11 protein-coding genes and 1 riboswitch are annotated in these 12990 nt (G+C 69.3%); of the genes, 6 read left to right on the forward strand and 5 right to left on the reverse strand.

Annotated elements, in window-relative coordinates:
• Window positions 1-130 precede the first annotated feature (130 nt).
• Window positions 131-1684, reverse strand: coding sequence for a leucyl aminopeptidase (locus GOAMI_RS03175; RefSeq protein WP_006434943.1), 1554 nt, complete (start codon window positions 1682-1684; stop codon window positions 131-133).
• Window positions 1685-1772: 88 nt separating this feature from the next.
• On the opposite strand from GOAMI_RS03175, the gene gcvT reads away from it, so the two are divergent.
• Window positions 1773-2876, forward strand: coding sequence for a glycine cleavage system aminomethyltransferase GcvT (gene gcvT, locus GOAMI_RS03180; protein WP_006434944.1), 1104 nt, complete (start codon window positions 1773-1775; stop codon window positions 2874-2876).
• A gap of 90 nt (window positions 2877-2966) precedes the next feature.
• Window positions 2967-4073 (forward strand): branched-chain amino acid aminotransferase, encoded by a 1107-nt coding sequence (locus GOAMI_RS03185; protein ID WP_024500421.1) that lies wholly within the window; start codon window positions 2967-2969, stop codon window positions 4071-4073.
• A gap of 79 nt (window positions 4074-4152) precedes the next feature.
• Here the strand turns inward: GOAMI_RS03185 and GOAMI_RS03190 are convergent, their stop codons facing one another.
• Genes GOAMI_RS03190 through GOAMI_RS03200 form a run of 3 tightly spaced genes read right to left on the reverse strand, consistent with a single transcriptional unit; the run spans window position 4153 to window position 7467 of the window.
• Window positions 4153-4950 carry an adenosylcobinamide-GDP ribazoletransferase gene (locus GOAMI_RS03190; RefSeq protein ID WP_006434946.1) on the reverse strand — a complete coding sequence of 266 codons (798 nt, stop codon included), beginning with the start codon at window positions 4948-4950 and terminating at the stop codon, window positions 4153-4155.
• Between the two features lie 48 nt (window positions 4951-4998).
• On the reverse strand, window positions 4999-6777 hold the full coding sequence (gene cobT, locus GOAMI_RS03195; protein WP_006434947.1) for a nicotinate-nucleotide--dimethylbenzimidazole phosphoribosyltransferase: 1779 nt from the start codon (window positions 6775-6777) through the stop codon (window positions 4999-5001).
• 3 nt (window positions 6778-6780) lie between these two features.
• The gene (locus tag GOAMI_RS03200) at window positions 6781-7467 is read right to left on the reverse strand and encodes a DUF3043 domain-containing protein (RefSeq protein WP_006434948.1); all 687 of its coding nucleotides are present in this window, start codon (window positions 7465-7467) and stop codon (window positions 6781-6783) included.
• A 149-nt stretch (window positions 7468-7616) separates the two neighbouring features.
• Here GOAMI_RS03200 and GOAMI_RS03205 point away from each other — a divergent pair, with 149 nt between their 5' ends.
• From GOAMI_RS03205 to GOAMI_RS03220, 4 genes are all read left to right on the forward strand, one after another.
• The gene (locus GOAMI_RS03205) at window positions 7617-8711 is read left to right on the forward strand and encodes a glycerate kinase family protein (RefSeq protein ID WP_006434949.1); all 1095 of its coding nucleotides are present in this window, start codon (window positions 7617-7619) and stop codon (window positions 8709-8711) included.
• A gap of 154 nt (window positions 8712-8865) precedes the next feature.
• A complete protein-coding gene (locus GOAMI_RS03210; protein ID WP_006434950.1) occupies window positions 8866-9219 on the forward strand; it encodes a HesB/IscA family protein in 354 nt (117 codons plus the stop codon).
• Between the two features lie 121 nt (window positions 9220-9340).
• Entirely contained in the window at window positions 9341-10312 is a 972-nt protein-coding gene (locus GOAMI_RS03215; protein ID WP_006434951.1) for a carbohydrate kinase family protein, read from the forward strand.
• A 117-nt stretch (window positions 10313-10429) separates the two neighbouring features.
• Window positions 10430-10497, forward strand: a riboswitch (guanidine-III (ykkC-III) riboswitch).
• 10 nt (window positions 10498-10507) lie between these two features.
• Window positions 10508-10822, forward strand: coding sequence for a DMT family transporter (locus GOAMI_RS03220; protein WP_006434952.1), 315 nt, complete (start codon window positions 10508-10510; stop codon window positions 10820-10822).
• Between the two features lie 131 nt (window positions 10823-10953).
• Here GOAMI_RS03220 and asnB read toward each other — a convergent pair whose 3' ends face one another.
• Window positions 10954-12879 (reverse strand): asparagine synthase (glutamine-hydrolyzing), encoded by a 1926-nt coding sequence (gene asnB / locus GOAMI_RS03225; protein WP_006434953.1) that lies wholly within the window; start codon window positions 12877-12879, stop codon window positions 10954-10956.
• Between the last annotated feature and the right edge of the window lie 111 nt (window positions 12880-12990).

The following is a 12990-nucleotide window of genomic DNA, read 5'->3' on the forward strand; positions in this document are numbered from 1 at the left end:
GGGGACCGCCGAGATGAGGGGCGGGTCAGCCACTCATCCCCGCGGATCACCCTACCCGTACGCCGCGTCGCCGACTGGATTCGGCTCGTACTCGGCGGTAACGATTCTCAAGCGTGGGATGCCGGTCATGTCAGCCGTTGGCCGCGATGTCCTCGAGTACGGCGGCGATGGTCCGGACGGGTACGCCCGTGCCGCCCTTGGTGGTGTAGCCCCACGGGCTGCCGGTGTTGAACGCCGGTCCCGCGATGTCGATGTGGGCCCACTGGACATCCTCCGGCACGAACTCCTTGAGGAAGATGCCCGCGGCGAGCATCCCGCCCCAGCGGTGCGGGGTGATGTTGGCCAGATCGGCGACACGGGATTTGAGGTCGGCACGCAGTTCGGCGGGCAACGGCATCGCCCAGGCGTTCTCGCCGACCTCGGCCGACCGTGCGGCCACCCGATCGCGGAACTCGTCGGTGCCCATGACGCCCGGGGTGCGGGTGCCGAGCGCGACCATCTGCGCCCCGGTCAGCGTCGCGGTGTCGATGAGGTAATCGGGGTCGTCCTCGGCCGCGCGCACGATCGCGTCGGCCAGGATCAGCCGGCCCTCGGCGTCGGTGTTGAGGACCTCGACCGTGCGACCGCCGTACTGGGTCAGCACGTCACCGGGACGCTGGGCGGTGGCCGACGGCATGTTCTCGGCCATCGGCACGGTCGCGGTGACCGAGACGTCGAGGTCGAGGCGGGCGGCCAGGATGGTGGCGGCGATGACCGCGGCGGCCCCGCCCATGTCCGAGGTCATCTGGTCCATGTTCGCGGCGGGCTTGATGGAGATGCCGCCGGTGTCGAAGGTGATGCCCTTGCCGACGAGGGCGACCTTCTTGGCCGGCTTCTTGCCGGTGTGGGTCAGCCGCACCAGGCGCGGAAGGCGCGCGGAGCCCTTGCCGACACCGATGATCCCGCCGTAACCCTGCGCCTCGAGTTCCTTGTCGTCGAGGATCTCAACCTTCAGGCCGGCTTTGCTGCCGAGGGTGCGGGCGCGGGCCGCGAACTCCTCGGGGAAGAGGTGGCTGGGCGGGGTGTTGACGAAGTCGCGGGCGATGGCCACGGAGTCGGCGACCGCGATCGCGCGGTCGAGCTCCGCCCTGGCCTCCTTGGACTTCGACTCGACCAGCAATGTGATGCGTTGCGGCGGAGTCTTCTTCGGCTTCGACGACTCGGAGCGGAACTCGTCGAACCGGTAGGCGCCGAGGAACAGGCCTTCGGCGGCGGCGGCGAGGTCCACCGACGACAGGGTGGTCGCGACCGACTCGAGGCCGTCGAGTTCGCGGGCGACGATGCCCGCGGCCTGACGGACCTGGTCGGCGTCGTCGAGATCGTCGGCGTCCCCGAGACCGACCGCGACGACGAGGTCGACCGGCAGCGACTCGGGTGCCGCCAGGCGGGTCACCTCGCCGTGCGAACCGGTGGCCCCGAGTGCGGTCAGGGCCGCGGTGATCGCGACTGCCTGCGCGTCGTCGAGGACGCCGTCACCGATGGCGAGCGTCGGTTCGGCGGTGGACTCCTCCTTGCCGCCGGCCTTCTCGTCGCCCTCCGGCGCACTGATCAGGCCGATGACCAGGGCGGTGTCGCCCTTGCCGATCGAGGTGGACAGGTCGAATTCGGGGCCGCGCACGCGGTCGACGGTGTCGTTCTTGCTCACCCGCTCAACTCTGCCACAGCGCGCCGCATGTCGGCGGCGACCGCGGGACCGCTCCGGTCGGCGTGCGTGGCCCGATAGCGTATGGCCCATGAGTGAACTCCTCGCCGGACCCATCGCCGACCGTCATGCCGCACTCGGTGCGAGTTTCGCCGAGTTCGGCGGCTGGAACATGCCGGTGTCCTACGCGGGCACCGTCGCCGAACACACCGCGGTGCGTGAGGCCGTGGCGATCTTCGACGTCAGCCATCTCGGCAAGGCGCTGGTGGCGGGACCCGGCGCCGCCGAGTTCGTGAACTCCACCCTCACCAACGATCTCGGCAAGATCGTTCCCGGCAAGGCGCAGTACACGTTGTGCTGCAACTCCTCCGGTGGCGTCGTCGACGACCTGATCGCCTACCTCGTGAGCGACGACGAGGTGTTCCTGGTCCCCAACGCCGCGAACACTGCGGCCGTCGTGGCACAGATGTCCGCCGTTGCGCCCGAACAGATCTCGATCACCGACCAGCACCGCGACCTCGCGGTGTTCGCGGTGCAGGGTCCGCGCTCGCCGGAGGTCCTCACCGCACTGGGCCTGCCCGCCGACATGGAGTACATGGCCTTCGTCGACGCCGAGCTGTCGACGGCGGACGGGAACAAGCCGGTCCGCGTGTGCCGCACCGGGTACACCGGGGAACGCGGTTACGAGCTACTGCCGCGGTGGGACGACGCCGGCGCCGTCTTCGACGTGTTGCTCGAGGCGATCACCGAGGCCGGTGGACAGCCCGCCGGCCTCGGTGCCCGTGACACCCTGCGCACCGAGATGGGTTACGCCCTCCACGGTCACGAACTGAGCCCGGAGATCACCCCGGTGCAGGCGCGTTCGAGCTGGGCGGTCGGCTGGGACAAGCCGTCGTTCTTCGGGCGCGATGCCCTGGTCGCCGAGAAGGAGGCCGGCCCGGCGCGTCGGCTCTACGGACTCAAGGCCACCGGCCGCGGCGTGCCGCGCGCCGACTGCGCGGTCCGGTTGGGGGACAACGCGATCGGCGTGTGCACGTCCGGGACGTTCTCGCCGACCCTCAAGCAGGGCATCGCGCTGGCCTTGCTGGACACCGCGTCGGGCGTCGCCAAGGGCGATCAGGTGATCGTCGACGTGCGGGGGCGTGATCTCACGTGCGAGGTCGTCATCCCGCCGTTCGTGCCCTCCCACGTGTGACCCCGGCGGTGTGACGCTGCTCCGTGGGCCGTCTCACGCCTCGCGGACGGGCTCGATAATGCTTTTGCGGCCAGCGGTACCATGGGCCGCATGACCTTGGAGTTCAACCGTACCGAGCATCCCCATCCGGTGTCGGACAGCCGTCGCGCGGAGATCCTCTCCGCCCCGGGATTCGGCCGCTACTTCACCGACAACATGGTGATGGTCGACTACGACGCGGACAAGGGCTGGCACAACGCGCAGGTACGTCCGTACGGTCCGATCGCGCTCGATCCCTCGGCGATGGTCCTGCACTACGGTCAAGAGGTCTTCGAGGGTCTCAAGGCCTACCGGCAGCCCGACGGTTCGATCGCCGCGTTCCGCCCGGAGGCCAACGCGGCGCGACTGCAGCTCAGCGCCGAGCGTCTGGCGATGCCGGCGCTGCCCGTCGAGGACTTCATCGCCTCGCTCGAGGCGCTGCTCGCCGCCGACCACGAGTGGGTTCCCCCGTCAGGTGGCGAGGAGGCGCTCTACCTGCGTCCGTTCATGTTCGCCTCGCAGGCAGGCCTGGGTGTCAACGCGCCCTCGTCGCAGTACATCTACTCCGTCATCGCCTCGCCGGCCGGTGCGTACTTCTCGGGCGGCATCAAGCCCGTCAGCGTGTGGCTGTCCGCCGAATACGTGCGCGCAGCTCCCGGTGGCACCGGCTTCGCCAAGTGCGGCGGCAACTACGCCGCGGCCTTCCTCGCGCAGCGTCAGGCCTCCGAGCAGGGCTGCGATCAGGTCGTCTGGCTCGACGCCATCGAGCGCCGCTACATCGAGGAGATGGGCGGAATGAACCTGTTCTTCGTGTTCGGCTCCGGTGCCGATGCACGCCTCGTGACCCCGGAACTGTCGGGTTCGCTGCTGCCGGGCATCACCCGGTCGTCGCTGCTGACGCTGGCCACCGACGCCGGCTTCGCGGTCGAGGAGCGCAAGATCACCACCGAGGAACTCCGCAAGGGCGTCGCCTCGGGTGACATCACCGAGGTCTTCGCCTGTGGCACCGCCGCGGTGATCACCCCGGTGGGCCGCGTCAAGGGCGTGGGCGAGGACTACACGATCAACAACGGTGAGACCGGTGAGGTCACCCAGGCCCTGCGCGACACCCTCACGGGTATCCAGCGTGGCACCTTCGCCGACACCCACGGGTGGATGACGGAGTTGTACCGGGCCTGAGTCCCAGGGATCTCCTGCGGCACAGACATTCTGGCGTCACGATCGGCGGATCGTGGCGCCAGAACTGTTGTGTGCGGGTCTAGACGAGCAGACCGACCACGGCGAGCGCGACACCGAGTTCGATGGTCGCGCCCAGGACGTCGCCGTTCAGTCCGCCCATGCGACGCGCACAGTGCCGGGTGAAAACCCATGCGAACACCACGATCACGAGGACGACGACGAGTCCCTGCACCACCGCGACGAGGTCGAGGTCGATGCCGGACCCGTTGTCGCGCAGTCCGATCGGGATCGTCGCCACCGCGGCGACCAGACACCACACCGGGATCGAGAGCCGCTGGGTGCCGGCGACGAGGGCGCCGAAACCGTTCGGATGAGCGGGCGAGATCGACGTCCGGGTGCCGACGACTGCCCCGAGTCGGCCCAGCGCGACCGCGAAAGCGATTTCATACCAGCGGGATTCGCCCACGAGGCCGGTGAATCCGGCGGTCTGCAGACCCAGTGTGAGGACGAGGGTCGCCACCCCGAACGGGCCGACGGTCCCGCTCCGCATCACTTCGGCGACGCGCTCCGGCGGTCCGTAACACCCGAGCCCGTCGGCGGTGTCGGCCAGGCCGTCGAGGTGCATTCCCCGGGTGAGCGCCGATGTCAGGACGACGACGAGGATGCCGGTGAGCGTGGCCGGGAGGGCGGTGAACGACAGTCCGGCGGCCAGGGCAGCCGCCGCGGCACCCACCACGATGCCGACGACGGGGAGTGCGGCCATCACCGCACCGCCCAGCGCGCGATCCGGCGTCTCGTCCGGGTCGGTGTCCGTGCCGACGGGAAGGACGGTCATCCAGCACAGCGCGGTCCGGACCGCCCGAGACGGCGAGATCAACGGTGAACCGGCCGTGTCATGCGTTCAGGTCGACGCCGTGTCATGCGGTCAGGATGACTCGGGGGCGGGTTCGGGTACGGCTGAGTCGTCGCGGTCGGTCACCCCGGCTTCGGCGAAGGTCGCCATCGAGATGAGGATGTCGGCGGCCGACTGAACGACCGGCAACGCCAGGACCGCACCGCTGCCCTCACCGAGTCGCATCGAGAGGTCGAGGACCGGCTCGAGGTCGAGATGGTCGAGCGCGATCCGGTGTGCGGGCTCGACCGAGCGATGTCCGGCGATCCACCAGCGCATGGCGCCGGGCGCGAGTTCGTTGGCGACCATCGCGGCCGCGGTGATCACGACGCCGTCGAGGATCACCGGCGTGCGACGGAGTGCGGCCTGGGCAAGGAATCCCGCGGTGGCCGTCAGGTCCGCGCCGCCGACCGCGGCGAGCAGGGCGAGCGGGTCGTGGACCACCTTGCGGGCGCGGCGCATGCCGTCCCGGATCGCGGCGGTTTTCCGCATCCAGCCATGGTCGTCGACACCCGTTCCGCGCCCGACGATCTCGACCGGCTCGCGGCGGGTGAGCGCACCGATGAGGACGGTCGCCGGGGTGGTGTTTCCGATCCCCATCTCGCCGGCGATCAGCAGGTCGCTACCCGAGTCGATGAGCCGATCGGCGATGGCCCGACCGGCGGCCAGCGCGGCGCGGGCCTCGGCGAGGGTGATCGCGTCGGTGGTACGCAGGTCCTCGCTGCTGCGACGGACCTTGAACGTCGACAGGTGGGGAGCGGTGTCGGCGTCGACGGACATGTCGACGACCGTCACCGAGGCGCCGACACGTGCGGCCATCACGTTGACCGCGGCGCCGCCGGCGGAGATGTTCGCGACCATCTGCGCGGTCACCTCGGGCGGGAACGCCGAGACGCCGCCGCGGGCGACGCCGTGGTCGCCGGCGAAGACGACGACGCTCGGCGACGTGATCGGTGCGGGTGGGCACTGGCCCTGGCACGCCGAGATCCAGACGCCGATCTCCTCGAGGCGTCCCAGTGAACCCGGCGGCTTGGTGAGCGTCGCCTGGCGCTCGCGGGCCTCGAAGGCGATCGCCTCGCTCGGCGGGGTGACCGGTTCGAAGACCTCGGCGTCGGTGGGATCGGGGAGCTCGCCGGCGGTCGTGACGGGGGTGGGCTCGACAACGTGTCCGTGCGTGACGGGGGCTGGTGTGACCACCGGAGCAGTCATGGCGTGGTGGGGGGCCGGTGCGGTTGCCGCCACCGTTGCGCCGGAGGTGTCGTCGGCGACCGCGTCGCGCGGTAGGTCGAGCACCCGGCCCGCCACGACGAGCGACACCCGGTCGCACGCCTGAGCCACCGCGGAGTTGAGTGTGCCCAGCAGATCCTGGAACAGCCGGCCGGCCGGGGTCGGGGGAACCAGGGAGAGCCCCACCTCGGAACTGATCAGCACCACGTCGGCGTTCATCGTCTGCAGCGCGTCGCAGAGGTCCGCCACGTCGGCGTCGAGATCGATCTCCGAACCCGAGTCCCAGCCGTCGACGGCGTCGATCCGGGCGGTGAGCCAGCTCCCGAGGTCGTCGACGAGTGCCGGGATGTCCGGTGCCGCGCGCAAGGCGTCGGCGAGCTCGGTGGTCTCGATGGTCGTGTAGCGATCATCGCGACGCTGCCGGTGGGTGTTGACCCGCGCCGTCCACTCGGCGTCCGACGTCGTGACCGGGCCGGTGGCCAGGTACCGGATCTGCCGATGCGCGCGGAGCAGCGACTCGCCGTATGCGGATTTTCCCGAACGCACACCACCCAGGACGAGTGTGCGCGTAGCGCGATCGGCCATTGATCAGACTTCGTCGCCGCGCGACACCGACGGCTTGGGCGCACGCATCTTCCGGAGCTGCATGGCTCGGGTGAACGCGTACCAACCGAGCTTGAAGCCGCCGTCCTGTGAATCGGGATAGCGTTCGGCGACACGGCGGTTCACGAGACGACCGAGGATGACGCCGTCGACGGCCATCAGGACGACGAAGGCGACGAGGATCAGGTTGGTGAGCGCGGCCGCCCGCGGCACCATGAACATCAGCACGATCAGCACGATCGCGAACGGCATGAACAGCCCGGCGAAATTGCGGCGCGCGTCGACGAGGTCGCGGGTGTAACGGCGGACCGGGCCCTTGTCGCGAGGCATGAGGTAGGCCTCGTCGCCCTCCATCATCCGCTCACGCTGCTCGAGGCGCTTGGCGCGCCGCTCCGCGGAGAGCTGCTTCTTCTCTTCCTTGGAAAGAGTGTTCTTCAGTTCCTTCTTGCGTGCGCGCGCTTCGGACCGGGTGGTCGGCGGCGGCGCGACGGGACCACGGCGACGGTTCTCGGCCTCACGACGCTTGGGCGTCGGACGGCCCTTGCCGGGGGTGGTCTTGCTGCCCTTGGCCGGCGCGGAGTCCTCGGTGGCCGCGTCGTCGGCGGCGTACGTGGTCACCGAGCTCTCGCCGGAATCCTCCGACGTTTCGTCCTTCTTCCATGGCAGCTTCACGCCTACGAGCGTAGGTGATCGTGATTGCGGTCGAAACGCGTGGTCGTCGCTTTTCGGTGGACCCTTGCGGTCGCCCAAATCGGTCACGCTGCCGGGTGGCCACCGCGTCCCTATACTTCGTGCCCATGACCCGGGACGGAAGTCGGCGTTTGCACGTTCTGATCGCGCCGGATTCCTTCGGCGACACGATGTCGGCCGTGGTGGCCGCGACCGCGATCGCCCGCGGATGGGCGGCCGCCCGACCCGGCGACACCCTCGTCCTCGCCCCGCAGTCCGACGGCGGACCCGGCTTCGTCGACGTCCTGGCCGCGCGGTTCGGCACTCTCGTCACCGCGGACGTGCACGGTCCGCTCGGCGCGGGTGTCACCGCGCGCTGGCTCTTCGACGACGCCTCGTCGACGGCCTACGTCGAATGTGCGCAGGCGTGTGGTCTCCATCAGCTGGGCGGACGGCCGACCCCGCGGACCGCGGTCGCGGCCACCACGCACGGTGTCGGTGAGCTCGTGGCGGCGGCTCTGGCACGCGGGGTCCGGCGGCTCGTCGTCGGGCTCGGCGGCAGCTCGACGACAGATGGCGGTGCGGGACTCGTCGACGCCCTGGGCGGGCCGGAGCGGGCGCGAGAGAGGCTGGCCGGCATCGAGATCGTCGTGGCGTCGGACGTGGAGAACCCGCTGCTCGGCCCGCTCGGTGCCGCGACGGTGTTCGGGCCGCAGAAGGGTGCCGACCCCGACACCGTCGAACTGCTCGAGGAGCGCCTCACCGAATGGTCGGCGACCCTGAACGGGCTCGCGTGCCGGGACATCACCGCCGACGCCGGTGCCGGCGCCGCCGGTGGGCTCGGCGCCGCGCTGCTCGCCCTCGGTGGCCGTCGCGTGTCCGGGGCGACGGTCGTCGCGGAGGCAACCGACCTGACGGCCGACGTCGCGGCCGCCGACCTCGTCATCACCGGCGAGGGGAAGTTCGACTCCCAGACACTCCGCGGAAAAGTGGTCTCGGCCCTGCACCATGAGGCGTCGACCGCGGGCGCATCCGGTGCCGGCGCGCCGACCCTGGTCCTCGCCGGACAGGTCGCGCTGTCGGCGGCTGAGATCGAGGAGGCCGGCATCGCGGAAGCGCATGCCATCGTCGACGTGGCCGGGTCGGTCGAGGTCGCCATGAGCGACGCCGAGAACCAACTCGTGAAGCTCGCGGAGACGGTCGCCGGCTCCTACCCCGCGCACTGGGGGAAACGCACGTCCGAGTAGGCGGGAATACAGCGCGAAGGAGTACGGTTGTACGCACGGGCACAACCGGTCGACCTCCCGGCGAGCGGGGTGTTTCCCGATCATGCGCGGGCAGCAGGTCTCGCGACGCGATCGGGCCACGTCACACCGGGACCACACCACTACAGGAGCATCAATGACCGTGCAGAACGAAACGGGCACTGCCACCGGCGTCATCCTGAGCGACGCAGCAGCCAGCAAGGCCAAGGCACTGCTCGACCAGGAAGGTCGCGACGACCTCGCGTTGCGCATCGCCGTGCAGCCGGGTGGATGCGCTGGTCTGCGCTACCAGCTCTTCTTCGACGACCGCACCCTCGACGGCGACATCACCTCGGACTTCGGCGGCGTCACGCTGGCCGTGGACCGGATGAGCGCTCCCTACGTCCAGGGCGCCACGATCGACTTCGTCGACACCATCGAGAAGCAGGGTTTCACCATCGACAACCCGAACGCGACCGGCAGCTGCGCCTGCGGTGACTCGTTCAACTGAGTCGAACACGTCTTCCGGCACCGGCCGTATCCCTTTTCGGGATGCGGCCGGTGTCGTATGTCGGGGCAGTGGGTAGCGTGGACAGCTGTCCGACCAAACAACTGAAGGGCTGAGAGCGCCAGTGGCAATCGTTGTATGCGGCTCCATCGCAACCGACCATCTGATGAAGTTCCCCGGCAAGTTCTCCGAGCAGCTGCTCGGCGACCACCTCGAACACATCTCTCTCAGCTTCCTGGTGGAGGACCTCGTCGTCCGCCGCGGCGGCGTCGGGGGCAACATCTGCTACGCCATGGGACAGCTCGGCGGCAACCCGGTGCTCGTCGGGGCGGTCGGCTCGGACTTCCACGACTACCGCAAGTGGCTCGAGTCCAACGGCGTCGACTGCCGGGGAGTACGGGTCTCCGAGACCCATCACACCGCCCGCTTCATGTGCACGACCGACGAGACGATGGCGCAGCTCGCCACCTTCTACGCGGGCGCCATGAGCGAGAGCCGCGACATCTCGCTCGCCGACGTCATCGCCGAGACCGGTACGCCGGAACTCGTGCTGATCGGCGCCGACGACCCGGCCGGCATGCTCAGCCACACCGAGGCCTGCCGCGCCGCGGGAATCCCGTTCGCCGCCGACCCGAGCCAGCAGCTCGCCCGTCTCGACGGCGAGCAGGTCCGCACGCTGATCGACGGCGCCGCCTACCTGTTCACCAACGAGTACGAGTGGGGCCTGCTGCGCCAGAAGACCGGCCTGTCCGAGACGCAGGTCGCGGAGATGGTCGGCGTGCGCGTCACGACCCTCGGCAAGGACGGCGTCGAGATCGTCGAGCGCGACGGGACCCGTCTCCATGTCCCGGTCGTCCCGGAGACCGAGAAGGTCGACCCGACCGGCGTCGGCGACGGCTTCCGGGCCGGCTTCCTGTCGGCGCTCTCCAAGGGGCTCGGTTTCGAACGCGCCGCGCAGGTCGGTTCGATGGTCGCCGTCCTCGTCCTCGAGACCGTGTCGACGCAGGACTGGACCTGGGACGTCGAGTCGGCACTCGCACGCATCGAGGGTGCGTACGGCGCCGATGCCGCCGCGGAGATCAAAGCGGCTTTCTGACAACGTCTTTCGCTGACGGGTGGTGCGGGCAATGGCCTGCGCCACCCGTTTTCGCTCAGCAGTGGTCGGTGACCGGTCTGACATTGCCGTCGCGATCGGTGATGTGACAACGTGGAGGCAGAGTCCGCTCTCCTGGACTCCCGGACGAGGGGTGCTGTACCCGGTGTGCGACAAGACGGCCCGCGGGAGGCTGTCATGTCGTGGTTGATACTCGTGCTGTCCGGTGTTCTCGAGGCGGTGTGGGCCACCGCGCTCGGCAAGTCCGACGGTTTCACCAAGGTGGCGCCGTCCGTGGTCTTCTTCGTGGCCCTCGCCGCCAGCATGGGCGGTCTGGCCTTCGCGATGCGTGACCTCCCGGTGGGCACTGCCTATGCCGTCTGGGTCGGTATCGGTGCGGTGCTGACCGTCGTCTTCGCGATGGTCACCGGGGAGCAGCCGGTGTCGCTGGTCCAGGCGTTGTGCCTGGTGATGATCGTCGGCGGTGTCATCGGCCTCAAACTGGCCCACTGAGCGCGCGCCTGACCACTGAAAACCGCCCCTGGCAAGCGCCCTTCAGAGGCTCGCCGACGACAATGTGTCGTCGGTTCGCCTGGTGAGGGTCGTTTCCAGGGGCGGTTTTCGGGGCCGGGCAGCGACAGGGGCTAGAGGCGGACCGGGTAGGTGTGGTCGACGATCTCCGGCACGATCGAGCCCTCGACGAAGATGCCGTGCCAGATCATGAAGATCAGCACCGTCCAGAGGCGACGGCTGTTGTCCACCACGCCTTCCCGGTGCTCGTTCAGCATCGCGATCACGGCGTTCTTGTCGAAGATGTGGTCGGTCTGGCTCTCGGTGATCGTGTCGTGCGCCCAGTCGTACATCTCGGTGCCGGCCAGCCAGTGGCGGATCGGGACCGGGAAGCCGAGCTTCTTGCGGTGCAGGACATGCGCCGGGACGATCTGCTCGAGCGCCTTGCGCAGCGCGTACTTGGTGGTGCCGTGCGAGATCTTCTCGTCGTGCGGCAGCTGCTCGGCGATCGCGAAGACCTCCGGGTCGAGGAACGGCACGCGCAGCTCGAGCGAGTTGGCCATCGTGATCTTGTCGGCCTTCACCAGGATGTCGCCGCGCAGCCACGTGAACAGATCGAGATGCTGCATGCGGGCCACCGGATCCCAGCCCTCGCTCATCGCGTAGATCGGCGCGGTGACGTCGGTGTGGGTCCACTCCGGGCGATAGTCGCGCAGTACCGCACGCAGCCTGGCGTCGTCGAAGCTGCGGGCGTTGCCGTAGTAGCGCTCCTCGAGCGTGAGCGAGCCGCGGTGCAGCAGGCTCTTGCCGCGAGTGCCCTCCGGGATGCGGTCGGACAGTTTGCCGGCCGCCCGACGCAGCGGGCGGGGGAGACGGTCGAAGGCCGCGAGCGACAGCGGTTCCTTGTAGATGGTGTAACCACCGAAGAGTTCGTCGGCGCCTTCCCCGGACAGCACGACCTTGACGTGCTTGCGTGCCTCGGCGGCGACGAAGTAGAGGGGGACGAGGGCCGGGTCGGCGACCGGGTCGTCGAGATACCAGACGATCGACGGCAACGCCTCGATGAACTCCGACGGTCCGACGACCTTGACGACGTGCTTCGCGCCGATCGCCTCGGCCGACTCGGCGGCCACATCGACCTCCGAATACCCCTCGCGCTCGAACCCGGTGGTGAAGGTGATCAGGTCGGGGTTGTGGCGGATCGCCAGCGCGGCGATGGCCGTCGAGTCGATGCCGCCGGACAGGAACGAGCCGACGGTGACGTCGGCACGCATGTGCTTGGCGACCGAGTCCGCGAGAACGTCGGCGATCTCGTCATAGCGTTTCTGGCGCGTGGCGTCGGTGACGGGACGCACCCCGAACTGCGGCGTGAAGTAGCGGCGGACCGAGAGCGGACTGCCAGGGGAGGCGGTGGCGTGGCAGCCCGACTCGAGCCGGCGGATCGAGGCGTGGATGGTCTCGGGCTCCGGGACGTACTGCAACACCGTGTAGTGCTCGACCGCCCGCGGGTCCAGGTCCTTGGACAGGCCGACGCGCTCGATCAGGTCGAGGAGGGACTTCTTCTCGCTGCCGAAGATCAGGCCACCGGGCCCAGATGCCACGAACAGCGGCTTGATGCCGAACGGGTCACGGGCCAGGAACAGCGACCGGTTCTCGGTGTCCCAGATGGCGAAGGCGAACATGCCGCGGAGGCGGCGCACCGCGTCGGGGCCCCAGTGGTGGAACGCGGCGACGATGGCCTCCCCGTCCCCCTCGGTACGGAAGGTCGCACCCTCGTCCTCGGCCAGCTCGGCGCGGATCTCCAGGTAGTTGTAGATCTCGCCGTTGAAGACCAGTGCGTAGCGGTCGGGGTTCTCCGGCGGGCCCCAGCGGAGCGGCTGGTGAGAGTGCTCGATGTCGATGATGGAGAGTCGGTTGAAGCCGAAGACGATGTTCTCGTCGTGCCAGGTGCCGGGCTCGTCGGGACCACGATGCCGCATGCAGTGCGAGGCCACCGCCACCGCGTCGACGACCTCGGTGGCCGTCCGGTCGGATGTCAGAAGGCCGAGCAGACCACACACGTTGGCTTCTCCCCAATCTCGTCGCGAGCACAGGCCCCGACGGGCGTCGGGTCGGGTCCGAGTATGCCTGAGCCACCAGCGGGATTCCGACCTGGAGTGCTCGGACACGGC

It is taken from the genome of Gordonia amicalis NBRC 100051 = JCM 11271 (genome assembly GCF_000332995.1).
Classification (GTDB): Bacteria; Actinomycetota; Actinomycetes; order Mycobacteriales; family Mycobacteriaceae; genus Gordonia; species Gordonia amicalis.